The sequence below is a fragment of the Sphingomonas panacisoli genome, assembly GCF_007859635.1.
In the GTDB taxonomy this organism is placed as follows: domain Bacteria; phylum Pseudomonadota; class Alphaproteobacteria; order Sphingomonadales; family Sphingomonadaceae; genus Sphingomonas; species Sphingomonas panacisoli.
The window spans coordinates 2,613,541-2,637,789 of the sequence record NZ_CP042306.1; the positions used below are offsets into that span (position 1 = coordinate 2,613,541).

Here is a 24,249-nt window from a genome sequence, read left to right on the forward strand (position 1 = left end):
CAAAATCCGTGCCAGTGGCGGCTAGCCTCGTTGCGCGGGCGGTTGGCACGCATCGTGCTGAAGAGGTCGGGCAAACCACATGGGAGGATGCAAACCGATGGACGACACGCAGCCCAAGCACAGATTGCTCTGGGCACTCGCGATTCTCGGCGCGAGTGGGCTGTGGGCCGTCCAACCGGCGTCGCATTGGAGCGCGGCGATCCAGATTTCCTCGGTCAGGATCGCCTTCTCGTTCCAGCGCGATACTGTCCGTTTCCGGACATTCGTGTCCGGAAACGGACACTCTTTAGCCACGGGGAGTGACGACAAGTGAGCATCTCTCCGTTGAAGCGGGCGCTATCAGGCGGCGGCGAAGGCGCGGTCAGCGGCAGCGGGATGGACCGCGTTGTCGAACGTCGCGGTCTGTCGCGCACCATGAAGCTGGCGATCGGCGGCGGCGCCGTGCTGCTGGCGGCTTTGCTGTTCTGGTGGTTCGCGCCGCGCGCCGGGTCGCAGACCGTGACGATGGACCGGCTGACGATTTCCGAGGTCAAGACCGGCACGTTCGAGGATTTCATTCCCTTGCGCGCGCGGGTCACGCCGCTGCTGACCGTCTTCATCGATTCGATCGAGGGCGGGCGCGTCGACAAGATCCTGGTCGAGGACGGCGCCGATGTCGTCGCGGGTCAGCCGATCGCGATGCTGTCGAACGCCGAGCTCCAGCTATCCACCCTCGCCCGCCAGACCGAAGTCGAGCAACAGATCAACAACATGCGCAGCCAGGAACTCGCGCTGTCGCAGACCAGGCTGTCCAACGAGCGCGCGATCCTCGACGCCGACCTAGCGCTCACCACCGCGCGTCGCCAGTTCGAACGCGAACAGCCGCTGGCCGCCAAGGGCTTCGTGTCGGGCAAGCAGTTCAACGATACGCGCGACAATTATCTCTATCAGCAACGCCGCCTCGCGACGCTCAAGCGCAGCCAGGCGAGCGACGAACGGCTGCAATCGAGCCAGCTCGACCAGCAACGGGAATCGATGAAGTCGATGAGCGCCGGGCTCGGCATCGCGCGCACCAACCTGGACGCGCTCAACCTGCGTGCGCCGGTTGCGGGCAAGCTGTCGGGCTTCTCGATTCAGATCGGCCAGTCGCTCCAGCGCGGTGAACGGATCGGGCAGATCGACAGCCCCGGCAAGAACAAGCTGCAGGCCGGGGTCGACGAATTCTATCTCGGCCGCGTCCAGATCAACCAGACCGCGACGGTCGACTGGAACGGCAAGACCTATCGCGCGCGGATCACCAAAATCTATCCGCAGGTGCAGAACAACCAGTTCCAGGTCGACCTGCAATTCACCGGCGCCGAACCGACCGGGCTGCAGCGCGGCCAGACGCTGCAGGCGAAGCTGTCGCTCGGCGATCCCGCGCCGGCCCGACTGATCCCGGCGGGCGCGTTCTACAACGATACCGGCGGCAACTGGATCTTCGTCGTCGCGCCGGGCGGTGGCAGCGCGGTCAAGCGCCAGGTCCGGCTCGGCCGCCGCAACCCCGATTATGTCGAAGTGCTCGATGGGCTCGACCCCGGCGAGCGTGTCATCACCAGCCCCTATACCGGTTTCGCCGACAAGGATCGGCTCGACCTGTCCACCGCGAAGGAGTGAATTTAATGCTCAACATGCGCGCCCTCTCGCAAGTCTACCGCACCGACACGATCGAAACGACCGCGCTGGACGCCATCGACCTCGACATCGAGGCCGGCGAGTTCGTTGCGATCATGGGACCGTCGGGCTGCGGCAAATCGACCCTGCTCAACCTGATGGGCATGCTCGATAGCCCGTCGAGCGGGTCGTACGTGTTCAACGGCCAGGAAGTCGCCGGGCTGAGCGAAGCGAAGCTGGCCGAGGTGCGCAAGGCGAATATCGGCTTCATCTTCCAGAGCTTCAATCTGGTCGACGAATTGTCGGTGCGCGAGAATATCGAACTTGCCTTGCTCTACCATAACGTCCCCGCCGCCGAGCGCCGCCAACGGACCGACGCGGTAATGGATCGCGTCGGTATCGGCCATCGCGGCAAGCACCGACCGAGCCAGCTGTCGGGCGGCCAGCAACAGCGCGTCGCCGTCGCCCGCGCGCTCGTCGCTGAACCCAAATTGATCCTGGCCGACGAACCGACGGGCAACCTCGACACCAATCACGGCGAGGAGGTCATGAAGATGCTGCAAAAGCTCAATGCCGAAGGCTCGACGATCGTAATGGTCACGCACTCCCCCGCCCACGCCGACTATGCCAGCCGCACCGTCAACATGCTCGACGGCCGCATCCTGCAACAACACCGCCGCGCGGCCTGAGCTGGAGACGGATATACAGGGGAGCACGAAAGGATGTGGCGGAACTATCTGACGGTCGGGCTGCGGTCGCTGGCGAAGAACAAGACCTATGCGTTCATCAACATCGTCGGGCTCACGATCGGACTGACCGCGTGCCTGTTGATACTACTCTATGTCCGCTACGAGCAAAGCTACGATCGCTGGCTGCCCGACGCCGACCGCACCTTCCAACTGCAGAATTACATTCTGTCGACCAGCAAAGGCGGCGAGCAGAAATTCCTGCAGCTGAGCCCGATCGTCGCGGGCCGGACGCTGGCCAAGGACTTCCCGCAGGTCGAAAAGGTCGCTTGGGTCCGCGCCTTCTCGCCTATCGTGATCCAGAACGGCCGCGCGATCGAGGTCAACGACCTCCAGATGACTGACAGCAATCTGTTCGAAGTGCTCGACTTGCCATTGGTGCGCGGTACTACGGCAAAGGCGCTGCCGGATTCCCATTCGCTATCGGTTAGCGAGAGCGAGGCCAAGCGCCGGTTCGGCGATTCCGATCCAATCGGCAAGACACTGACGATCGTCGATAATACCGGTGATGTGGACTATCGCATCACTTCCGTCTTCAAAGACATTCCCAAGAACAGCAGCTTCTCCGCGAACATGATCGCGCGGTTCGACCTCGACACGCAATTCGCCGATCGCCAACGGCAGCTGACGCGGTGGACGAGCACCGAGGGGTGGAATTTCGTCAAGTTGAAGAGCGCAGCCGACGCCGCGTTGATCAACGCCCAACTGCCGGCCTGGAAAAAGCGAAACATTCCAGACGACGTCATCAACGGACAGAAACAGAATCCGGGCGACGGCGAAGATTTTGCGCTGGTGAACATCAGCAACGTCCATCTCGGCAAAGCCCAGATGTTCGGAATGACGCCCGGCAACGACGCACGTACGGTAACGACCTTTGCGGTGATTGCCGCCCTCGTGCTCGGCATGGCAGCGATCAACTTCACCAATCTTGCGACTGCCCGCGCCTCGCAGCGCGCGCGCGAAGTGGCGCTGCGCAAGGTGCTGGGTGCGACGCGGCGACAGCTGATCACGCAGTTTCTGGCTGAATCGACGCTCCTCGTACTAATAGCGATGCTGGTCGCGCTCGCCATGGCCGAACTGCTGCTCCCCGCTTTCAACTCGTTCCTCGATGCCAGTATCGCGCTGCGCTATCTCGGGGCGGAGAGTGTGTTGATCCCTGCCGCCCTGTTGGTCTTGGCGGTCGGCGCAGCGGGCGGGTTCTATCCGGCGCTCTATCTTTCCCGCTTCCAGCCGGCGAAAATCCTCAAAGCGAACAAGTCGTCCGCAGACGCTGCGGGTTCCGGCCGACTGCGCAACCTGTTGGTGCTCGTGCAATTCGCCGTATCGATCGGGCTGATCGCTTGCACTGCCATCATCTATGGTCAGACGTTGTTCGCGCGCACGCTCGACGCCGGATATCAACGCGACCGGCTTCTCCAGGTCGGCAACGTCGGCTTCCGCGGCGTATCGACCGCCCAGTCGCAGGCCTTGGTTGAGCGTATCCGGCGGGTTCCGGGCGTGCAGGCTGCGGGCCGCACGCAAATCGGCATCGCATCGTCCATCAGTTCGATCTCGGATTATTTCCTGCCGGGCAGCCCCACCTCCGTGCCGCTCGGCACCTACGGCGTCGAGCCCGGGTTTCTTGAAGCGATGGGTATCAAGCTATTGGCGGGTCGCTATTTTTCGGAGATGCAAGGCAAGGACGACGCCACGACCCCCGTGCCGGTCGATCTGGATGCAGAACGCGCGCTGGCTGCGCGCGGGATCAACGTCATTGTCACCCAATCCGCCGCGCAACGCCTGGGTTTTCGGACACCGGAAGACGCGATCGGCAAGGAGATGCGTGGCGACTTGAGCGTTCCCGAAGCCGGGCTGGTGCCGGCAACGATCGTCGGAGTGGTCAGCGACGCGCGATACCGTTCGCTCCGCGAGCCGGTGCAGCCCATCGTCTATATCATGCAGAGAGTCGGGTTCGCACAGGTCGCGGTCCGTTATGCCGGTACCACACCAACCGACATCCGCCAGCGGATCGAGGGCGTGTGGAAACAGCTTATTCCGCTCGTGCCGTTCAAAGCCGAGTTCGCCGACGATATCGTTCAACGCCAGTATCAACAGGAAAGCGCACGCGGGATACTGTTCGCGGGCTTTTCGCTGCTCGCGGTGGTGATCGGTTGCATGGGGTTGTTCGGACTCGCCGTGTTCACGGCCGAACGGCTGACCAAGGAAATCGGAATCCGCAAGGTGCTCGGGGCGCGGACGCAAGATATTGTCCGTCTACTCGTCTGGCAGTTCAGCCGACCGGTCTTGCTCGCCAACATCATCGCGTGGCCCGTTGCATGGTGGCTGATGCGCGATTGGCTCAACGGTTTCGACACGCGCATCCCGCTGACGCCGGTCCCCTTCTTGATCGCCGGGATCATCGCGCTCGCCGTCGCGCTGAGCACGATCGCCTCGCACGCGTTCCGCGTCGCTCGCCTCAATCCCATCCACGCCCTCCGTTACGAATAGGACCCTCCGATGTGGCGCAACTACCTGATCGTCGGCATTCGCGCGTTGCTGAAGAGCCGCGCCTACGCCTTCATCAATATCGTCGGACTGGCGATCGGCCTGGCCGCATGCCTGATCATCCTGACGTTCGTCCGGTACGAGTTCGGCTACGACGCCTGGCTGCCGAATGCGGAAAACACCTATCAGTTTCAGACGATTTATCTGCCGTCGCCGACCGGGGGTCGTGGCGGCACGTCGCAAACGACCGCCTATGTCGCCGAAGCGGCGATCAAAAAGGATTTCCCGCAAATCGAACGCGCCGTCTGGGTATCGTCGCAAGCGACGACGATTCTCAAGAACGGCCAGCCGGCCACCGTCAAGAAACCCTATGTGACCGATGGCGCGCTGTTCGACGTGCTGCGTGTACCGTTCGTTCGCGGCAACCCCACGACCGCGCTGGATGATCCGCATTCGCTGGTCTTGAGCGAGACCGAAGCGCGGGATCAGTTCGGCGATGTCGACCCGATCGGCAGAACGCTGACGATCGTCGATGGCGGCACGACCACAGACTATCGCGTGACGGGCGTGTTCAAGGATCTGCCCAAGAACAGCACGCTCGACATGACGATGGTCGTCCGGATCGATCCGGGACTGTATTTTCAGAAGTCTCCCCAAGCGATCACGTCCTGGCACTGGCAGAACGGATCGGTCTATGCCCGCGTCAAGCCCGGCACCGATATTGCAGCGATGGAAGCGCAACTTCCGGCTTGGGAAAAGCGCAACGTGCCGGACGACGCCGGCAGCACGCCGAAGTCTAATCCCGGAGATTTTGAAAACTGGCATTTCGCCAACATCCGCGACCTCCATCTCAGCAAGTCGTTCGGCCAGGGGCGCGCCAACGGCGATCGCCAATCGATCATCACCTTCGGGGTCGTCGCGCTGCTGATCCTGGCCATGGCGTGCATGAACTTCACCAACCTCGCCACCGCGCGAGCGTCCCAGCGTGCGCGCGAAGTCGCCCTTCGCAAGGTGTTGGGCGCGACCCGCGGGCAATTGGTCGGTCAGTTCCTGGGTGAATCGATGATGGTCGCCGCCATCGCGATGCTAATCGCGCTCGGGCTGGCCGAACTTGGCATCCACCCGCTCAACGCCTTCCTCGATGCCGATATGAGCTTCCGGTATTTGGGTGCTCATGGCGTCCTGTTGCCGGTGATCCTGCTCACGCTGCTCGTCGGGCTGGCCGGGGGGCTCTATCCCGCATTCTTCCTCTCGCGGTTCGAACCGGCGCGTATCCTCAAGGCCAACAAATCGGCCGCCGATGCCGAAGGCAACGGGCGGTTGCGTAGCCTGTTGGTGATCACCCAATTCGCGGTATCGATCGGTCTGATCGCCTGTACCGCCGTGGTGTACGGCCAGACCGTTTATGCCCGCAACGTCGACGCCGGGTTCAAGCGCGACGGGTTGCTGCAGCTGAACGGCATATCGCGCCCACAGGTCGATTCCGTCGCACCCACGCTGCTGCAGGAATTGCGCAAGCAGCCCGGCATCGCCGATGCCGCGCGGGTTTCGCTGGGCATCGCGACGGGCAATAATACCGATGGCGACGTCAATGTACCGGGCCAAAAACCGGTCGACCTCGGCATCTACGGCGTCGATACGCATGCGTTCGATACGTTGGGTATGAAGCTGCTCGCCGGACGGAATTTCTCCGAATCCATCGGGCTCGACAACTCGACGTTGCCGAACCCGCCCGACCTCACGGCGGAAAATGCGTTTGTCGCACGCGGCACGAATGTGATCCTGTCGGAACAGGCCGCCCAACGCCTCGGCTTCGCCACGCCGCAGGCGGCGATCGGCAAACAAGTCCAGTTGTCGTTCACGTCTTTGAACACCGGCCTGACCACCGCGACCGTCGTCGGGGTGGTGTCCGACGTACGGTATCGCACCATCCGTCAACCGATCCAGCCGATCCTCTATTACTACCAGACGGATGGCTTCAATCAGATGATGGTGCGCTTCTCCGGCGATCCCGTTGCGGCGCGCGCCACGGTCGAACGCGTATGGAAACGGTCGATCGCCGACTTGCCGTTGAACGCGCGGTTCGTCGCGGACATTACCCACGACCTGTACAACGCCGACGAAAAACGCGCGCAACTGTTCGGCATGTTCGCCCTGCTTGCCGTGTTAATCGGCTGCCTCGGGCTGTTCGGGCTCGCCGCCTTTACGGCGGAACGGCGGACCAAGGAGATCGGCATCCGCAAGGTGCTGGGCGCGCGGACCCGCGACATTCTCCAGCTTCTCGTCTGGCAATTCTCCAAGCCCGTGCTGATCGCCAATGTGATCGCTTGGCCGGTAGCGTGGTGGATGATGCGGGAATGGCTCAACACCTTCGATATCCGGATGTCGCTCGGGCTGACGCCGTTCCTGATGGCCGGTGGGCTGGCGTTACTGGTCGCGATCGTCACCATCGCGAGCCATGCCTGGCGCGTCGCGCAGCAGAGCCCGGTCAAGGCGCTGCGCTACGAGTGAGGCCTATTCCCCCGGCCGGTATCGCCGCTCGATATGACCAGCGAGCTGGTCGGGGTAGAAATAGACCGGGCGTAGGTTGCCCGTCGCATACCGCTGCGCCTGATCGGTGAAGTGCGGCGAGCGCGGATCGCCGCTTTCGCCGCCCGCCGTCACCGCGATCGCGCGGACGCGGGGACCGAACTCGACCAACGCGACGAAGCTGTTGCCGCCGCTCCCGTACCAGCGACGCGTGCCGGGGTACGGCTTCGCGCCGAACGAGGCGAGGCTGCCCCAGATCGCCGACGTGAACGGGACGGCGATACTCGGCGCCGTATCGTCGAAGCGCGGATTGTAGATCGCGTCGTCCAGCCGCTGGAACCGGTTGATCTCGCCCCACGGCACGCGCCAGCCGCCAAACTCGCGCGTCAATCGCGCGATCGCGATGTCGAGCGCGGCGATCAATTCGCGCGGCGCCGCCTTTTGGAGATGCTGCCAGATCGGCAAGCCCGCCTCCTCGTAATTCGCCGCCGGCATGTGCAGCAGCGCATCCCCCCAGAACGCAGCGAGCGACGTTTCGGTCGAGGTGGCGCTCCAGCGACAGTCCCAGCCGCGCAACGCCGACACAGGGTCGGCCAGACGCGCGCGTACCGGATCGTTCGCGGGAAGCGCGTCGAACGCGGCGGTAAGGCGGGGAATCAGAACGGCGAACGCAGGCAGATGCGGGTCGTACGCAGCGGCGCGCAGCGTCTCGAGCGTCCAGCCCGTGCTGCCGGTCAGCAACGCGTCGGCATGCGTCCCGCGAAAGTTGGGGCCGACCTGGTCCATATATCTGGGATAGTCCGCGGCCTTCGGACTGTCCGCCCCCGCCGCCTGCCACGGCCAGTCGTTTGTGTTGCGCGCCCAGCCCGTGTTCGGGTTGAGGACGCTGGGCAGGCTCGCCAGCGTATGCAGCCCCTTCCAGTCGGTGTCGGGGTCCGCGCCATCGACCGGCTTGGTATAGTCGAACCGCCCGTCGCGCACCGGCATGAATTGCGGCATCAGGAACGCAATCTCGCCCTTGCTGTCCGCGAACAGGGTGTCGTTCGACGAATTGGCCTTACGCTCGGCCACTGCGAGATAGCTGGCGAGATCGGTCGCCTTGGTGCGCAAGAAGCTCTGCTCGAGCGCAGGTATGGGCTTCCACATCAGCGAAACGGCGATCCATTTCCCGCCGCGCTCTGCAACGATCGGCCCATGTTTCGTCCGATAGGTGACGAAGGTACGCGTACCCCAACCGCCATTGGCCGTGCGAAACCGCAAGGTGATCTTGCCATCCATGAGCGGCACGCCGAGGCTGGCGATCAGGCGATCGCCTTTCGACACCGTCTCCGCAAACTCATCGACATTGTCGACCGTGGATGACGTGTGCATCCACCCCGCCTTCGCATTGAACCCCTGATAGACGAAGAACTGCCCCCACGTGCTCGCCCCATAAGCGTTGAGCCCCTCCCTGCTCGTCACTTGTGCTTCGGACCGGAAGTAGAAGCTGGTGTGCGGGTTGATCAGGAGCAGCGCGTGGCCGTCCTTGGTCAGTTTCGGCGCTATCGCGATACCGTTAGAGCCGGTCGGTTCGCGCGGCCCCACTTCCATTGCGGTTCTCGGCGTCGGCTTGCCGTAGAATGTCTTGAGTTCGCTCAACGAAATCCGCTCGATATCGCCGCCGATACTGCCTTCGGTGAAGCTCAGCGCCATCCACGGTTCGAACCTGGTCAGCACCTTCGGCTTGGTCGCCGGATGCGTCGCCAGATAGAAATTGAGGCCGTCCGCCCACGCATTCATCAGCTTCCTCAGCCACGCGGGGCTCGCCGCATATTGCTTCTGCAGTTCGACAGGGTCGACGAACAACCGTTGGCGCAGATCAGCCCACACCGCATCTTCGTCCGCGCCCGGCGCCTCCGCCGTCCGACCGAGCGCCGTCAGATAATTCGCCTCGATCCGCGAAAAGTCGTCCTCGGCCTGCGCATAGATCATCCCGAACACCGCGTCGGCGTCGGTCTTGCCGTTGATGTGTGCGATGCCCCAATCGTCGCGCGTAATCGTGACGTTCGCCGCTTGCGCGCGCCAGCGCGTCATGTCGGGATCGGATGGCGACGGTGCGGTGGCGAGCAGCGCGAGGGCTAGGATCGGCAAGCGGGCGAGGCTAATCATCGCACGAGCGTAATACGATGCAGGGGAGATGACCATGCGCTGGCTGGCGTTGATACTGGCGATCTTGATCGGCCCCGCGACCATCCTCCCCGCTGCCGAAACGCCCGCCGCCACCGCGATCCTGCTCAAGCCCGCTGCGGTGTTCGACGGCATCGACGGTCAGGTCCATCGCGGCTGGCAAGTGCTGGTCGAAGGCGACAGGATCGCCGCGGTCGGCCCCAATCTGTCCGCCCCCGCCGGCGCGCAGGTGATCGATTTGCCCGGCGACACGCTGATGCCCGGGATGATCGAGGGCCACGGACATCTGTTCCTGCACCCGTACAACGAAACGCCGTGGGACGATCAAGTGCTGCACGAGGCGCTCGCGCTACGGACGGCCCGTGCCGTCGCCAGCGCCCTCGCCACGCTGATGGCCGGGTTCACCAGCGAGCGCGACCTCGGCACCGAAGGCGCGGGCTATGCCGATGTGGGCCTGCGCGATGCGATTGCGAAGGGCATCGTACCCGGGCCGCGTCTGCAGGTCGCGACCCGCGCGATCGTGGCGCTGGGGGCATATGGGCCGAAAGGGTTCGAGCCGGGCGTCGAGATTCCGCAAGGCGCGGAGGAAGTTTCCGGTGTGGACTCGATCGTTGCCGCGGTGCGCCGCCAGATCGCCGCCGGCGCCGACTGGATCAAGCTCTACGCCGACTATCGCTGGCGTCCCGGCGAGGACAGCCGCGCGACCCTGAGCCTGGAGGAAATGAAGGCCGCCGTCGCCGCCGCGCACGATGCCGGCCGCCCGGTCGCGGTCCACGCGGCCACTGCCGAGGGCATGCGCCGCGCGATCGCCGCCGGGGTCGATACGATCGAGCACGGCTATGGCGGGACGCCGGAAATCTTCGCAAGCATGGTCGCCAAGGGCATCGCTCTATGCCCCACGCTTGCCGCGTCGGACGCGACGTCGCGGTATCGCGGCTGGGACGGCAGCGAACCGGCGCCGGCACCGGTGGCGCTCAATCGATCGAGCTTCAAGCTCGCGCTGAAGGCTGGCGTGCGGATGTGCATGGGCGGCGATGTCGGGGTGTTCGCGCACGGCACCAATGCGCTCGAGATGGAGTTGATGGCCGCGGCCGGCATGACCCCGGCGCAAGTGCTGATCGCGGCGACCTGGGGCAATGCGCGCTGGTTCGGGCTCGACAAGAAACTCGGCGCGGTGAAGCCGGGGTTGCTCGCCGACCTCGTCGCAGTGCCGGGCGATCCCACTGCCGACATCACCGCCGTCCGCCGCGTCGCGATGATCATGAAGGGCGGCGCGGTCGTCCGATGACCACAGGCCCCGCCCGCACCCGCGATACCGCGCTCGACGCGTTGCGCGGCGTCGCGATCATCGGCATGGTGCTCGCCAACCTGCAAGGGTCGGAGAACGACGCCTTTCCGTGGATCGTGCACGCGGTGTGGAACGGGCTGACCGTTGCCGATCTCGTCTTTCCGATGTTCCTGCTCGCGGTCGGGCTGTCGCTGCCGCTGGCGCAGGACAGGCGCGAGCCGCGCATCGGCATCGGCCGGATCGTGCGCCGCGCGGTGCTGCTCTGGCTGATCGGGTTCGGCATCGCCCTGATCGTCCACCCCAGCATCTATCGCGCGGACATGCGCTTTACCGGCGTGCTCCAGCGGATCGGGGTCGTCTACCTGGTCTGTGCGCTAACGGTGCGATCGACCCGGTCGTGGAAGGTGCCGGCGATCGCGGCGGTTGTCCTTCTGGCGCTGCACGGCGCGCTGCTCCTTTCGCCGGCGCCGGGTGAGGTCGCGGCGAGCATGGAACCGGGCCAGGGCATGTCGGGCTGGCTCGACCGCGCGATCCTGGGCGGCACGCGAATGTATGGCGTGACGTTCGATCCCGAAGGACCGCTCGGCACCTTGTCGTCGATCGCCACCGCGATGATCGGGGTTGCGATGCAGCGGTTGGCGCTGAACGCCGACCGGCCGATGCGCGTATGGCTCGCCGGCGCGATACTGACGGGAGCGGTCGGTATAGCGACTATCATGCTGTGGCCGGTCAACAAGGCGCTGTGGACGCCGAGTTTCGCGTTGATCAATGCCGGCATCGGGCTCGCGCTGTTGACGACCCTTAAAGCGGCGTGGTCGCGGATCGGAACGTGGATGCCGGTGCGATTGATCGCGATCCTCGGCGGCGCGGCGCTGACGCTCTACGTCGTCCACGATTTCGTCACGATCGCGCTGATCCAGCATTTCGGCACCTGGACCCTGGGCGGGGAAATGTACGGGTCGATCAAACGAACCGGCATGCCGCCCGGCTCGGCGTCGATGCTCTACGCGGTACTCGCCGGCATGCTGTCGATCGCGATCACCCTGCGGCTCATCCGCCGCGGCTGGACGTTACGCGTCTAGCCGCGTCACCGACACGCGTTGCTCGATCAGGTCGGCGCGGCCGAAGATCGTCAGGAAACTGATATCGGTGGCGTCGCGCCCCACCCCGATCCGCGCGATGCCTTCTTCCGGCGCCAAGCCGGTCGGATCGACCAGCCGCCAGCCGCCGTCGAGCCACACCTCGACCACCGCGTGGAAATCCTCCGGCTCGAGCGCCCAGGCATAGGCGCCGACCATCCGCGCCGGAATGTCCGCCGCGCGCGCCATCGCGATCAGCAAGTGCGAATAGTCCCGGCATACGCCGCGCCGCGCGATCATCGTGTCGATGGCGGTGGTGCCGAGTTTGCCGCTCGGTTCGTAGGTCAAATGCGCACGGATCCACGCGACCATCGCCGCGATTTTGTCGCCGCCGGACAGATGTCCGTAGTCACGCAGGACCGCTTCTTCCAATCGGTCGGACTCGCAATATCGGCTTGGAAATAGGTAGGATACGACGCTGGCCGGCAAGCTTTTCACATCGTCCGCCGCGAGCCCCGCCAGAAGTGTCGCTGGCCGCTCGACATCGACCGTCGCGGTATAGCGCGCAGTCACCCTGCCTGCGCCCCGCGCCCAGGTTCGCCGTCCCAGCCCGTCATCGGCAGCGATCGGCGTCAACGGTCCGGTACCGCCGACCGTCAACAAATCCTCGATGAGTTCCTGATCGGGAGTTTGCGCGACCTCCAGCGCAATCAACAGGTCGGCCGGTCGGGGGAGGCTGTAGTCGAGAAAGGCGGTGATCGAGAGGCGCATAGCCAATACCCAAGCGGAAACGGTCCTCCAGCGCCAGCGCGTTTCGCACGGATCGCCGGAATCTACCTGACCCAAGTTAGCCCGCAGTAATTTGGCCGAAACCGCCGAGACACCGATGCGTTCGATTCCCCTCCAATCATTCGCGGAGCGGGTATGTTGATGATCGAAACGTCCTGGCCCGAAGCCGCTAATAGGCGCTTGCGGGCGTTGCTGTGGAAAGGCTGGTCGCCTGCGGAAATGGCGGCGTCGCTCGGGCGGCCCGTAGCCGATGTCATCGCTCAGATGCGGCGCCTTGGTATTGGCTCCGGGCGGGCCGCGGCACAGCGATCGACATAACATTATTAGTCCGGACGCGGAACGATATCGACCAACAACCAATTCTACCCGCGTCGTTTTCTACGAGGTTGGTCGAGTCATGGATCAATTTTTTACCCGCGTCGCCACCCGGTCGGCGGGCTGGATGGGGCATCCTTTTGCGTTCGTCGCGGCCACCTTTTCGGTGATCATATGGGCCATGACCGGCCCGCCGCTCCACTATTCCGATACGTGGCAGCTCGTCATCAACACCGCCACCACGGTGCTCACGTTCCTGGCGGTCTTTCTGATCCAGAACAGCCAGAATCGCGACAGCGCCGCGATGCAGGCGAAGCTCGACGAGTTGATTCGCGCCGTCGACAAGGCGCGGGTCGAGTTCGTCGGGATCGAACACCTGACCGATGCGCAGATCTGCGAGATCCGCAACGCGCTGGAGCGGGATATGAAGGATGCAGACGGTAAGGACGCGACCGCGCGGCCTACCGTCGAACGGCTGCTGGCGCGGTACTAAAATCAGTGGATGTCAGGGCAGTTCCACGGCCAGGCGTCGATGATCGGATGCGAGTACGGGTCGCTGAATAGTGAACTATCCAGCAACCCGCCGCTTCGCCTCTCAGCGCATTAGAACTTGAACGTGGCGCCTGCCTTGAACGTCCGGCCGATGAGGCCGGCCGCGTGCCAGGATGCCAGATAGTTGGTCTGGCCGATATAGGCGACGTTCGCGAATGTCGGTGCGCGGGCGCCGAACACGTTGCCCACGGTCAGCGAGAACGAGAACTGATCGCTCACCTTCGCGCCGAGGTTCAGGTCGGTGTAGATGAACTTCTTGACGTAGCAGAACTTCTCCACCGGTTGACCCGCGACCTTGTAGATCGCCGCGTTGCACGAGATGTCGCCGTTGACCGACGATGCCTGGTCGGCGGCGACCGCCTTGATGCGGCTGATATAATAGGTCGTCGCGGTCAGCGAGAACGGACCGGCGACCAGCGAGTTCTGCCAGTTGCCGCGCCAGCGCGGCGTACCGCCACCCGACGACAGATCTTCCGGACCCACCGTGCCGGCATATTTCTGCACCGCGCTGCCCGTCGGATGCAGGTCGTATTGCAGCGTTTCCTGGACGTCGAGGCGGCTTTCGAACCGCACGCCGTCCGAGATCGGAATGCGCGCATCGAGGCTGAACTCGAGGCCCGAAATGACCAGGTACGCCGAGTTCACGTACGGCGCGTTGACCACCAGCAGACGCGGCAGCGAGTTGAGGTTCGAGGGATCGGCGCCGTCGACGACGTTGCACGAATAGCCCGCCCCGATCGCGGCGACCTTGGCACAGCCCGCGGCCGATGCGGCGGCGGCCGATGCGAAGGTCTGGTTCGCGACCGAATAGTAGGCGTTGATCGCATCGGCCACCAGCGGACCGGTGATGATCAGGTTCGACTTCTTCACGCGGAAGTAATCGGCCGTGAACGTCAGCCACGGCACCGGATCGATGATCGCACCCGCCGTGAAGCTGCGCGAGATTTCCGGCTGGATGTTCGGGTTACCGACGAAACCGCGGCCCAATGCGTAGTTGGCGCTGTAGCCCGCATTGCCCGCATGGGCGGCGATGAACGCGGCGTTCGGGGTGTAGCCGACGAAGCCCGAGAACGAGCTGCGCGGATCCGATTCGGCGAAGGTCGGGGCACGGAAGCCCTCCGAATAGGTGCCGCGCAGCGCGACGCCCTTCACCGGCTCGAACTTCACGCCGACCTTCGGCGAGAACCGGCCGATGCCCGTCGAATAATGGTCGTAGCGGCCCGACACCTGGATATCGAGGATGCTGAGGACCGGCGCGTCGAGTTCGAAATAGCCGGCCCAGACCGAGCGCTTGCCGAACGCCTGCGCGGTCGAGACGCCCGGCAGGTCGAGGTTCGGGTTGATGCTGCGGTTGTTCAACTCCTCGCGGCGGAACTGGCCGCCGACCGCGAGCTGCAGATCGCCGCCCGACAGCGTCATCAGCTTGCCGCTGACCGTCGCGTCGACCGTGAACTCGGTCGAATCCGACTTGGCTGCGATCGTTGGCGCCACCATGTCGCGCACCGCCTGGCTGTTCAGGCTCGGGTCGACGAAGTTGTAGGCGCCCGTGTTGATCGCCTTGACCAGGCCGGCCAGGTTGAACGCTCCATACCGGGTGAGATCAAGGTTATCGCGCGAATAAGCGGAATTGATGTTCCAGTTCCAGTTATCGCCGATGCTGCCCTTCAGCCCGCCGGTGATCCGGTAGACCGTGTTGATGCGCTTGGTTCCGTTGGGGATATCGCCGAACGAATAATAAAGCCGCGCGGCGCCGGCTGCCGGGGTAGCGGCGAACGCAGCGGCGTAGGGGTTGTTCGGGTTGAGCGTGCGGCCGGCGGTCGCCGGATCCGCGCAGTTCACGCCCGACGGGCAGATCCACACCGGCAGAACGATGCCGGGGGCGCTGGTCGCGGTCGCCGGGCTACCGCCGAATGCCTGGGTCTGGCGGATAGGGTACGGTGCGTTTGTGATATCGACGCGATTTCGCGAATAGCTGCCCGACAGATAGCCTTCGATGCTGCTACCGAGACGGAAGCTGGCGCGACCGACGAAGTCGTAGCGCTCCTGCTTCGGCAGGAAGATCTGATATTCTTTCTGCAGGTCGTGCGCACAGGCCGAGCCGACACGCGTCGCATTATTTTCCGAGAAGGTGCCGTACGGGCAGTTGGCGAGCGGGGTCAGCGAGTTGAAAATCGCCGGCGTCGTGGCGTTGGCGACCGAACCCGCCAACGGGTTGTTGAGATCGGTCTGCGTCGTACGCGTGACGACCGCATTGGGCGACGCCGAGGTCAGCGTGTCGTCACCACGATTATTGTCTGTGCCGCCGATCGCGCGCAGGTCGGTCGTGTTGAACGGGAAGCCGAGCGAGTCGTTGGTGACCAGGCCGCTACGGTCGTAGTCGGCGCCGATATAGATATTGAAGCCTTGCGTGTTGTAGTCGCCGAACCCGGCGAGCAGGCGCGCACGATATTTCGGCAGGTCGCCGCGTTCCGACACGCCGCCGTCGATGCCGCCTTCGACACCGTTCACGGTCTTGCGCGTGATGATGTTGACCACGCCGCCGATCGCGTCCGCGCCGTACAGCGACGAGGCGCCGTCCTTGAGCACCTGCACGCTGGCCACATTGACCATCGGGATCGAGTTGAGGTCGACGTAATTGTTGTGACCGTCGTCGTTCAGCGGGAAGTTGGCCGAGCGCTGACCGTCGATCAGCGTGACCGTCGACGACACGCCGAGGTTGCGCAGCGAGACCGCCGAGCCACCGGCCGAGAAGCCGCTCGAAAAGCCGTTGCCGATCGAACCCGCGCCGTCGGCCGAGATCGAACGCACCGCGTCGGACACGTTGGTGATGCCGGCCTTGTCCAAGGTCTCCGCGGTCAGCACGGTCACCGGCGACGGCGTCGTGGTCAGACCCTTCGTGCTGAACAGCGTACCGGTCACGACGATGTCCGGCGTGTCCGACGCGGCGGGCGCCGCCTGGTCATCAGCGGCGACCGGAGCGGTGGCCGGCGCAGTCTGCGCAGCGGCAGGCGTAGCGATCATCGCCAGCAACCCCAACGGCGCGGCCGTGGTCAGCAGGCGCAGCTTCGACGTCGAACGAACAACATTCATAATCACATTCCCCAAATTTTGACCTGTGGCGACAATTGTTCGCGTCCACAGCCCATCCCTGCGGCGGTTCATCGCCACCTTGTACGAGAACTAACGGGGAAATTATTTCAGTGAAAGAACCCGATCCTGCCCTATCCTGGAGATATTAGGCAAACGTACCCGGACAGACACAATCCAACATTGCTCGATCTAAAAAGCTTTACACAAACTTTACTGGCGCGATTACGATCGACGCGTCGCCAGCGGCGTATCGCAAAGCGTAAATGCGTCGGGGCGGTCGCTTGCCGCGCCGTTAATCACAGGAATTTGACCGTGAAACTCCGATAAAGACGCGTCGCACCGATCCGACATCCGCCGCGCAGAGCATGTCGCAGCCCCCGCGAGCGGCCTGACTTTTCCGCGGTAAAAATATCTCGGCTGCCGGATTGAGTCGTTGAATTCAAACGGGGCAGTCGCTGGCGCCAGCCGCGATGCTTGCCCAGTTCTACCTTCTTGAACGCCACATAGGACGAGCGAATTCAAGCCGACACGCAATCGACCGACGCACCGCCGTTCGACCGCCACATTGCATGACGATCAGCGCGCGGTGACGAATGTGGTCGGGGCGCTCCGCAGTCCGATGACGGTGGCGGTCGATCCCTGTTCATCGGGTTCGACGACGAGGCGCAGTCCGGCATTGCCGCATCGCGCGAACGGCGCCGCGGCGCCGACGGCCTGAAACTTCCTTCGGATGCGGTGAAGCAGCACGTCGCGTGTACGCGGACTCAGCCCCAAATTCGTCAGCACCGCACTGATGCTCGAGAACGAGGCATATCCCCGCGCGGCAATCGACGCGAGCATCTCCGTTTCGGTCGGCGATAGCGCGATCGGCTTGGCGCGCCACGACACCGCAAAATTCTCGCGCTGGATCGTCAGGGCGCCGCGCTTGATCACCGACGTAGTAACCTGGTCGAGCGTGACGCCGCAGCAGGAGCAGCAAAGCGGCGAACTTTCAAGCGCCCTTACGTCGATGGCGTAGAACGGATCGGACGCCGAGTTTTCGGCCGTGTCCTGCGGCATGTCTTCGATCGGCGCATCGAGGAAGCCGCCGTCATTCGCAGCGAAGCGCTCTTCAGCCCTGGCCCTCTCCTGCTTCATGAGCATATAATACGTTTCGTATTGTTATTTGCAATGCCTATTTATCTGCGGGCGTTCGTCCCGGGGTGGCACTCATGACGGGGTTTCCAGTGCAGAGCCGTCGAAAGAGCCGCACTATCTTAGTACGCTACGTATCTTGTTCGTGTTTGCGGTGTCGGCGACGGTCTTCGCACGGCTAGCGATGGGTCAACTCGCCGACCATCGGAACGCTGCACCGCGAAGCGGCTGTCGCCCTCCTTCATGACGCGACCGTTCGCCAGCGAATTTGCTTTCACACCCAACTATGCATAAGCGCTTACGTACTTTCTTCCAGGAGCAGTGGGGGCCCATGGATAAGTCAGCCCATATGGCAGGTCGGTTCAAAACTTCTGGCGTGAGCACGGCGCGTGGCAGCGACGCTCCGTCGTTCGGGCGTACGCGACTGGCGCATCTCGAGATGCGCGCACTGGTCGGTTCAGCGATCGACGACGTTCATTCGCTGGCAACGCACCGGGCAGACGAAGGCGAGATCGAGGCGAGGTTAGTCTCGCTGGATCGTCATACGACTGGTCGAAAATCGCCGTCCTGCCGCGTCTTGGCCGCCCAAATCCATCTTTGGTACGCGACTTACGACGGCGACCGGGCACGCGCGCTGTCGCGGGAGGCGATCGTACAGCATTCAACAGCCACGATATTTGGACGCACGAGCAGTCGCTTCGCGCATGCCGCACCATCGACTGTGCCGATTTCGTCGCGATCTCACTGAACTTGGCATAATACGTTGCGTAACCTTCGGCGACGATGCATAGAGCGGTCGTGGCCAAGGTCGTCCAACTCAGTCGTCTCGAAAGCCATGTTCTGGCGCTCGTTCGCAAATGGCAGCCGACCACCGCCTATTTCGTCCGAAAATCGCTCGCCGATACGATGGCGACCAACGTCTCCGACAGTCCCGGCAGCGTCTATCCGGCGATCGAGCGATTGAAGGCGCAGGGCCTGCTCACCGCCGAAGCGACGGCGCGGGGTAAGCGCGCGTCCGAACACCTTACCTGCACCAAGGCGGGCGAGGAGGCTGTCCAGCATTGGCTGATGCTCGTCAGTCCGGCGGAAACGCTGCCCGAAGATCCGTGGCGCACGAAGATTCGGTTCGCCGATCTCATGTCCAAGGCGGATCTCAAGACCTGGTTGCTGGATTTACGGCAAGTGGTGAAGCAGACGGCCGCCCAGTTGGACGAGCTTCAGCCCGAGGACACCGATACGCTGCAGAGCCTGGAGCTCGAGCATGCCAGGTTGTCCAACGCCGCCCGGGCGGCGTGGATCAACGCGGCCATGGCGAGTCTCGTCGAGTAACCGCTGCCCGGGCTCGGCCCGAACGTGCCGACCCAGATGACATGCTCGTTAAGGTGACGCACTCGCGTGATGGAGCGCGATCATGGCCGTGACGCATCGACGCGGCGTGCAACCGGATGTCCCATAAGACCCCGCGCAACAGACATAGATACCGTTCGTATCAATCTCAGCTCGCCGCGCGATCGGGGATGGCCGCCCCTTTGGCGATGTTGCCGTTACGACACAGCTTATGACAGAATTTTTAACACCATTGCCTCTAGAGCCTCGAATAGTATGACGCGTATTATCCGGCATGCCGGTCAAATCGATGGTCAACAAGGGGCTCATCTCATGAATGTGACTTTCTCGCGCTCGCTGCGCGGCAGCACCGCGCTCCGCGCGCTGACGCTGGTCGGCGCCGGCTTTGCCGCAACGGTATTCGCCAACCCGGCGATGGCGCAGGATGCGGCCGCCGCCGCTCCCGCCCCCGCCGCGGCTCCCGACGCGCAGGATCAAGCTGCGCCGTCGAGCGCCGACATCGTCGTCACCGGCTCGATCTCGCGCAATCCGGCCGCCGCGACCGCGTCGCCGGTCGTCTCGGTCACTGCAGCCGACCTGCAGAATCGCGGCATCAGCACCGTCGCCGACGCACTGCAGCTGCTGAGCGCCAACAACGCCGGCACCGCGTCTCCCAGCTGGTCGTCGTTCGGTTTCGCCACCGGCGCCAGCTCGCCGTCGCTGCGCGGCCTGAACAACGCCTATTCTCTCGTGCTCTTCAACGGCATGCGCACCGCATTCTATCCGCTCGGGGACGATGGCTATCGTACCTTCGTCGATATCAACACCATTCCGTCGTCGATCGTCGATAGAGTCGATGTGTTGCAGGACGGCGCGTCGGCGACTTACGGTTCGGATGCGATCGCGGGCGTCATCAACGTCATCGTCAAGCGCGAGATCACCGGGCTGCACCTGAACGGTTCGGCTGCCATCTCGCAACGTAGCGACGATGGCGAACGCAAGCTGAGCGCGACTGCGGGCTACGGCAAGCTCGACGAGCAAGGCTTCAACGTCTACGTCAACGGCGAGTATCAGAAGAGCGATCCGCTGTTTCTGCGTGATCGTGGGTTTCCATTCGGTACCGCCAACCAGAGCAGCATTTGCGGCACTGCCGCTCAGGGATGCCTATTTAACGGTATCCGCAACGGTATTCAGGCCAACGGCACGTATGGCGGCTTCGCCGGGACCTCGGTTCCATTCGTTCGCCCCTACGACGCCACGACGTTAGCATCACTCGGCAGCAATCAATTGCTCAACCCAGCACTGGGTTGCCAAAATCTGACGCCGTATACGCTTACCGCCGCGCAGCGCGCCGGAGGTGGCTCCGACGCCGCCGGTAACCTGATCGCGCCGGCGACGGTCTGCCAGGAGGACACGGTTGCCGAGTATCGCGCGTACAACTCGAACATTACTCGTAAGGGCTTGAACGCTCGCGCGACCTTCAAGCTTGGATCGTTCGGCGAGGCCTATGTAATGGCCAACTACTTTCAATACTTCGACCACGGGTAACAATGCGGGCCCGTACGGCTTTAACGGCCAGACCGCGAACGGCGGCGTCATCTCCGTCGTCTCGCAAATTTATTTGCCGGTCTACGTTTGCGCCGCGGGCACTAGCGCGCTTAATGCTGCAAATCAGTTGTTGGCCTCTGGTTGTACGGCAGCAAACGGCACGCTGAACCCGAACAACCCGTTCGCCGCCGCAGGCCAGCTTGCTCGCCTTACCGCCATACCGCGCGAATCGTTGACCACCAATACCGATACCAAGACTTACCGGTTCACGGGCGGTATCAATGGGACGTTTGGTGACGGTTGGAATGTCGCCCTGAACGGCACGGTGTCGTCGGTGATACTCAAGACACAAAATCGCGGCTACATCTACCTGCAGGGTCTGATGGACGCGATCGCGAAGGGGACGTATAACTTCGTCGATCAATCGCTGAACACACAGGCACAGCATGACAGCGTGTTCAGGCCCCAAAACAACCGATCGATCTCCAAGCTGACGCAGATTCAGGCTTCGGTCGACAAGGATCTATTCAAGTTGCCGGGTGGCGCCGTCAATGTGGCGGTGACAGGCCAGTTCCGCTACGAATCGATCAACCAGCCCAGCGCTAACGCGCCGAATGCGGCCAATCCGAATGCACGCTATTATCAAATCAACGCCGTCAGCGTGGTCGGTAAGCGCCACGTCTGGTCAGCGGGTTACGAAGTCACCGTTCCGGTTTTCGACAAGCTGAAGCTCAAGGCCCTTGGTTCGTACGACAGCTATTCGAGCGGCCAGAAGGCGTTCTCGCCGAAGTTCGAAGCCGAGTTCAAGCCAATCGAGCAAATCAAACTGCGCGGCACATATTCGCGCGGATTCCGCGCGCCGAGCTTCAGCGAATCGTTTGCGTTGCCGACCACCGGCTTCGCTGTAGCGTTAACTCCCTGTGGGTCGGCACTCTACACTGCCTTTTGTGCGGCGCATGCCACCAATCCGGCTTACCTAGCCGGCTATGGCTATGGCTTGACCTCGTCGGGAAATCCGAACCTGAAACCGGAAAAGTCGCAGTCGTTCACTGCGGGTGTCGTGCTCACCCCTATTCCAGCTATCACGATCACGGCGGATTTCTGGCAGACGAAGATCAAGAACGTGATCATCGGCGCGTCGGCTTCGCCGGAAGTCTTCGCGCAATATTATAGCAATAACGGCGTCGTTAACCTCCCGGGCATCGTCGTCACACCGGGCGTACCCGACGCGCTAAACCCTGCTGCTCTGCCGACGATCGGATCCATCGCTGCATCGTACAAGAATGCCAACCAGTTCCAGGCGCGTGGCCTGGACTTCTCGGTTTCCGGCCGCCTGCAGATCACGAACGGGATCAAGTGGACATCGAGCGCCAACGCTTCGTTGCTACTGCGCCTCGACCAGACGCTCGAAAACGGAACAGTCAACCGCTTCGACGATTCGCTTGGTCAGTGCGGGATCACCGCTTGCTCGGGCGCGCCGAAATGGCGTGGCACGTGGCAGAACACGCTGGACTTCAACGGCAATGGCAACATCAGCCTGACCGCCTATTACACCGCAGGTTACTCCTCGACCGCGACTGACTCGGGTGGCGTTTACAAGGATTGTCAGGCGAGCGCCGACAACGGTCAGCTCGCCGCATTCCCCGATGGGTCGCCGGTCCAGTGCAACACGAAGTCGGTATTCTACCTCGACGGTCACGCCGAGGTGAAGATCCAGAGCCGCTTCACGCTGTACGTCGACGTCAAGAATCTGCTCAACAAGAAGCCAAGCTATGACCCGAACGGCGGTTACGGCCTGTATCAGTTCCAGCCCGCCTGGAGCGACAGCCTATTCATCGGTCGTTTCTTCCGTGTCGGCGCGAAGGTCGATTTCTAGTCCAACCTAAAGACCGAAAACTTGGGCCGCTCCTCACGGGGCGGCCTTTTTTGGGATAATCGCCGCGTGGATATCACCACGAGAGCGCGCCGTTGCACGTCCCAGACGCGCCCGCGCCCGCCGATCCGGCCCAACCCAGGTCAGTTTACGCAACGTTTACCACGCCGGGTGCAAAACGGCCGCTGACGAAGGGGCGAGTGATGCCCATGGGGATTGTGCATGGATACGCAGCGCGGCTTTGACGAAGACCGGGACGATGCCGATCAGGTGAGCGGCAACACCGCCGACATCGCGGCCGACGAGCCGACGCCGGCGGTCATCGGCACCGACGAACGCCGCATGCACGTGCGCGCGTACAATCATTGGGTCTCGCTGCTGCGCGGCCGCGCCTATCCGTCGATCGAGGACCTCGATCCCGCCAACATCGCCGATTTCGGATCGCATTCGGTCCTGCTCGATTTCTCGGACGGGATCGAGGATCCGAAGATCGCGTTCCTCGGCGCCGATCTGCGCGAAGAGACCGGCCACGACGCGTCGATCACGCATATCTCGCAAGTGCCGAGCCGCTCGCTACTGTCGCGGCTGACCGACCATTATCTCCAGATCATCGCCAACCGCGCGCCGATCGGCTTCGAGGCCGAGTTCATGGGCTTGCGCGGTCACAACACGATGTATCGTGGCATTCTGATGCCGTTTTCGTCGAACGAAGACACGATCGATTTCATCTACGGCGTGATCAATTGGAAGGAGATGGTCGACGCCGAGACCCAGGCCAGCCTGGACGCCGAAGTCGATGCCGCTCTCCGCGCCGCGCCGAAGCCGGTCGCCACCGCACCGGTCTGGGCCGACGGTCCCGCGGCGGAAGTCGCGACCGAGGTCGAGGAGGACGTCGCTGACGACCTGCCCGGCAAGCTCCATCAAGCCCGCGAGAGCGCGACCGCCGCGACCAATGCCGACACGCGCAGCCGCGCCGCGCTCTACCGCGCACTCGGCCGTGCCCACGATTTCGGTCTCGCCGCCGATGACGACCGCGCGACCTACGAAGAATTGCTCGAAGACGCCGGTGTCACGGTCCAGGACCGCGCGCCGATGACCGCCGTCGCCAAGCTCGTGTTCGGCGCCAACTACGACAAGGCGCGGCTGACCGAGTTCGCCGCAGTACTCAGCCATGCGCGTCGCCATGCAATCGGCGTGGGCCAGCTGACCGAGGTGCTCGAAACGGTCGAGGGCGGCATCAAGGCCGTCGTCGCCGCCGAACGCGCCGCGCGCAACCCGGCCAAGGCCGAAGAGCGCGATCCGCTTGCCGACATCGCCGAACGCCTGGTGCTGGCGAGCGTCGAGTTCGCGACCGGGTTGGAAGCCGGCGAACTGGTCGTGCTGCTCGGTCGCGCAACCGGCGATGGCACGGTTGATATCGTCGCCTCGGTGGCCAACGACCGCGGTCTCGCGTCCCGCGTGATCAAGGCAGCCAAGTAAGCCTTTCGCTGCAGGCGCAGGGCCAACATCGCGACCCTTGCAATGTTGGATTTCGACTGTCAGGACGCTCCCACAGCTCTTTGACATCAAGGCATTTTGTTGACCGATCCGGCCGGTGGCGGATCGACGTCGCTAGTGTCAACCTGGTGTCAACTTAGCCTCGCCAACCGGTATCGTCCGAAACTAAACTTGAGCCTCGCGCACACCCGGCGTAGGGCT

17 protein-coding genes are annotated in these 24,249 nt (G+C 63.5%); 13 read left to right on the forward strand and 4 right to left on the reverse strand.

All coding sequences use genetic code 11. The features are described 5' to 3' along the window. Positions 1-97 precede the first annotated feature (97 nt). From FPZ24_RS13025 to FPZ24_RS13045, 5 genes are read left to right on the forward strand one after another with little or no spacing between them, the layout of a single operon-like run. Complete coding sequence (locus tag FPZ24_RS13025) at positions 98-313, forward strand: hypothetical protein (protein ID WP_146572656.1); 216 nt, start codon at positions 98-100, stop codon at positions 311-313. After that, positions 310-1,635, forward strand: a complete 1,326-nt coding sequence (locus FPZ24_RS13030) for an efflux RND transporter periplasmic adaptor subunit (protein WP_240047461.1) — start codon at positions 310-312, stop codon at positions 1,633-1,635. Before FPZ24_RS13025 ends, FPZ24_RS13030 begins: the two co-directional genes overlap by 4 nt. Positions 1,636-1,640: 5 nt before the next feature. Beyond that, positions 1,641-2,321: an ABC transporter ATP-binding protein gene (locus tag FPZ24_RS13035; protein WP_146572658.1), complete on the forward strand. Its 681-nt coding sequence runs from the start codon at positions 1,641-1,643 to the stop codon at positions 2,319-2,321. A gap of 33 nt (positions 2,322-2,354) precedes the next feature. Next, on the forward strand, positions 2,355-4,865 hold the full coding sequence (locus FPZ24_RS13040; RefSeq protein ID WP_146572660.1) for an ABC transporter permease: 2,511 nt from the start codon (positions 2,355-2,357) through the stop codon (positions 4,863-4,865). 9 nt (positions 4,866-4,874) lie between these two features. Further along, positions 4,875-7,373 (forward strand): ABC transporter permease, encoded by a 2,499-nt coding sequence (locus FPZ24_RS13045; RefSeq protein ID WP_146572662.1) that lies wholly within the window; start codon positions 4,875-4,877, stop codon positions 7,371-7,373. Positions 7,374-7,376: 3 nt separating this feature from the next. Here the strand turns inward: FPZ24_RS13045 and FPZ24_RS13050 are convergent, their stop codons facing one another. Next, complete coding sequence (locus FPZ24_RS13050; protein WP_146572664.1) at positions 7,377-9,539, reverse strand: penicillin acylase family protein; 2,163 nt, start codon at positions 9,537-9,539, stop codon at positions 7,377-7,379. Between the two features lie 34 nt (positions 9,540-9,573). Between FPZ24_RS13050 and FPZ24_RS13055 the strand changes: the two genes are divergently transcribed. Continuing rightward, entirely contained in the window at positions 9,574-10,845 is a 1,272-nt protein-coding gene (locus tag FPZ24_RS13055) for a metal-dependent hydrolase family protein (RefSeq protein ID WP_186728849.1), read from the forward strand. Further along, the gene (locus FPZ24_RS13060) at positions 10,842-11,927 is read left to right on the forward strand and encodes a heparan-alpha-glucosaminide N-acetyltransferase domain-containing protein (RefSeq protein WP_146572669.1); all 1,086 of its coding nucleotides are present in this window, start codon (positions 10,842-10,844) and stop codon (positions 11,925-11,927) included. Before FPZ24_RS13055 ends, FPZ24_RS13060 begins: the two co-directional genes overlap by 4 nt. Here FPZ24_RS13060 and FPZ24_RS13065 read toward each other — a convergent pair. Beyond that, entirely contained in the window at positions 11,916-12,695 is a 780-nt protein-coding gene (locus FPZ24_RS13065; protein WP_146572671.1) for a transglutaminase-like domain-containing protein, read from the reverse strand. The two genes, FPZ24_RS13060 and FPZ24_RS13065, sit on opposite strands and share 12 nt — an antisense overlap. A gap of 415 nt (positions 12,696-13,110) precedes the next feature. Between FPZ24_RS13065 and FPZ24_RS13070 the strand changes: the two genes are divergently transcribed. After that, entirely contained in the window at positions 13,111-13,521 is a 411-nt protein-coding gene (locus FPZ24_RS13070) for a low affinity iron permease family protein (protein ID WP_146572673.1), read from the forward strand. Between the two features lie 110 nt (positions 13,522-13,631). Here FPZ24_RS13070 and FPZ24_RS13075 read toward each other — a convergent pair whose 3' ends face one another. Both FPZ24_RS13075 and FPZ24_RS13080 read right to left on the reverse strand, forming a co-directional pair. Beyond that, positions 13,632-16,670, reverse strand: coding sequence for a TonB-dependent receptor domain-containing protein (locus tag FPZ24_RS13075; RefSeq protein ID WP_146572675.1), 3,039 nt, complete (start codon positions 16,668-16,670; stop codon positions 13,632-13,634). A gap of 576 nt (positions 16,671-17,246) precedes the next feature. Then, on the reverse strand, positions 17,247-17,807 hold the full coding sequence (locus tag FPZ24_RS13080) for a response regulator transcription factor (protein WP_146572677.1): 561 nt from the start codon (positions 17,805-17,807) through the stop codon (positions 17,247-17,249). A 328-nt stretch (positions 17,808-18,135) separates the two neighbouring features. Here FPZ24_RS13080 and FPZ24_RS13085 point away from each other — a divergent pair, with 328 nt between their 5' ends. From FPZ24_RS13085 to FPZ24_RS13105, 5 genes are all read left to right on the forward strand, one after another. Next, entirely contained in the window at positions 18,136-18,552 is a 417-nt protein-coding gene (locus FPZ24_RS13085) for a hypothetical protein (protein ID WP_146572679.1), read from the forward strand. Positions 18,553-18,602: 50 nt separating this feature from the next. Beyond that, positions 18,603-19,133 (forward strand): PadR family transcriptional regulator, encoded by a 531-nt coding sequence (locus FPZ24_RS13090; RefSeq protein WP_186728851.1) that lies wholly within the window; start codon positions 18,603-18,605, stop codon positions 19,131-19,133. Between the two features lie 273 nt (positions 19,134-19,406). Continuing rightward, positions 19,407-20,678 (forward strand): TonB-dependent receptor plug domain-containing protein, encoded by a 1,272-nt coding sequence (locus FPZ24_RS13095; RefSeq protein ID WP_186728853.1) that lies wholly within the window; start codon positions 19,407-19,409, stop codon positions 20,676-20,678. A gap of 73 nt (positions 20,679-20,751) precedes the next feature. Next, entirely contained in the window at positions 20,752-22,554 is a 1,803-nt protein-coding gene (locus FPZ24_RS13100; RefSeq protein ID WP_186728855.1) for a TonB-dependent receptor, read from the forward strand. A 219-nt stretch (positions 22,555-22,773) separates the two neighbouring features. Further along, positions 22,774-24,030: a PAS domain-containing protein gene (locus tag FPZ24_RS13105; RefSeq protein WP_146572687.1), complete on the forward strand. Its 1,257-nt coding sequence runs from the start codon at positions 22,774-22,776 to the stop codon at positions 24,028-24,030. The last annotated feature ends 219 nt before the right edge of the window (positions 24,031-24,249 follow it).

What these genes read in the sequence shown, in the direction of transcription:
- FPZ24_RS13105 (WP_146572687.1), top strand. Translation starts at nt 22,774, where the DNA reads ATGGATACGCAGCGCGGCTTTGACGAAGACCGGGACGATGCCGATCAG.
- FPZ24_RS13040 (WP_146572660.1), top strand. Translation starts at nt 2,355, where the DNA reads ATGTGGCGGAACTATCTGACGGTCGGGCTGCGGTCGCTGGCGAAGAAC.
- FPZ24_RS13035 (WP_146572658.1), top strand. Translation starts at nt 1,641, where the DNA reads ATGCTCAACATGCGCGCCCTCTCGCAAGTCTACCGCACCGACACGATC.
- FPZ24_RS13050 (WP_146572664.1), bottom strand. Translation starts at nt 9,539, where the DNA reads ATGATTAGCCTCGCCCGCTTGCCGATCCTAGCCCTCGCGCTGCTCGCC.
- FPZ24_RS13025 (WP_146572656.1), top strand. Translation starts at nt 98, where the DNA reads ATGGACGACACGCAGCCCAAGCACAGATTGCTCTGGGCACTCGCGATT.
- FPZ24_RS13095 (WP_186728853.1), top strand. Translation starts at nt 19,407, where the DNA reads ATGACGCGTATTATCCGGCATGCCGGTCAAATCGATGGTCAACAAGGG.
- FPZ24_RS13065 (WP_146572671.1), bottom strand. Translation starts at nt 12,695, where the DNA reads ATGCGCCTCTCGATCACCGCCTTTCTCGACTACAGCCTCCCCCGACCG.
- FPZ24_RS13045 (WP_146572662.1), top strand. Translation starts at nt 4,875, where the DNA reads ATGTGGCGCAACTACCTGATCGTCGGCATTCGCGCGTTGCTGAAGAGC.
- FPZ24_RS13070 (WP_146572673.1), top strand. Translation starts at nt 13,111, where the DNA reads ATGGATCAATTTTTTACCCGCGTCGCCACCCGGTCGGCGGGCTGGATG.
- FPZ24_RS13060 (WP_146572669.1), top strand. Translation starts at nt 10,842, where the DNA reads ATGACCACAGGCCCCGCCCGCACCCGCGATACCGCGCTCGACGCGTTG.
- FPZ24_RS13080 (WP_146572677.1), bottom strand. Translation starts at nt 17,807, where the DNA reads ATGAAGCAGGAGAGGGCCAGGGCTGAAGAGCGCTTCGCTGCGAATGAC.
- FPZ24_RS13075 (WP_146572675.1), bottom strand. Translation starts at nt 16,670, where the DNA reads ATGAATGTTGTTCGTTCGACGTCGAAGCTGCGCCTGCTGACCACGGCC.
- FPZ24_RS13055 (WP_186728849.1), top strand. Translation starts at nt 9,574, where the DNA reads ATGCGCTGGCTGGCGTTGATACTGGCGATCTTGATCGGCCCCGCGACC.
- FPZ24_RS13085 (WP_146572679.1), top strand. Translation starts at nt 18,136, where the DNA reads ATGGATAAGTCAGCCCATATGGCAGGTCGGTTCAAAACTTCTGGCGTG.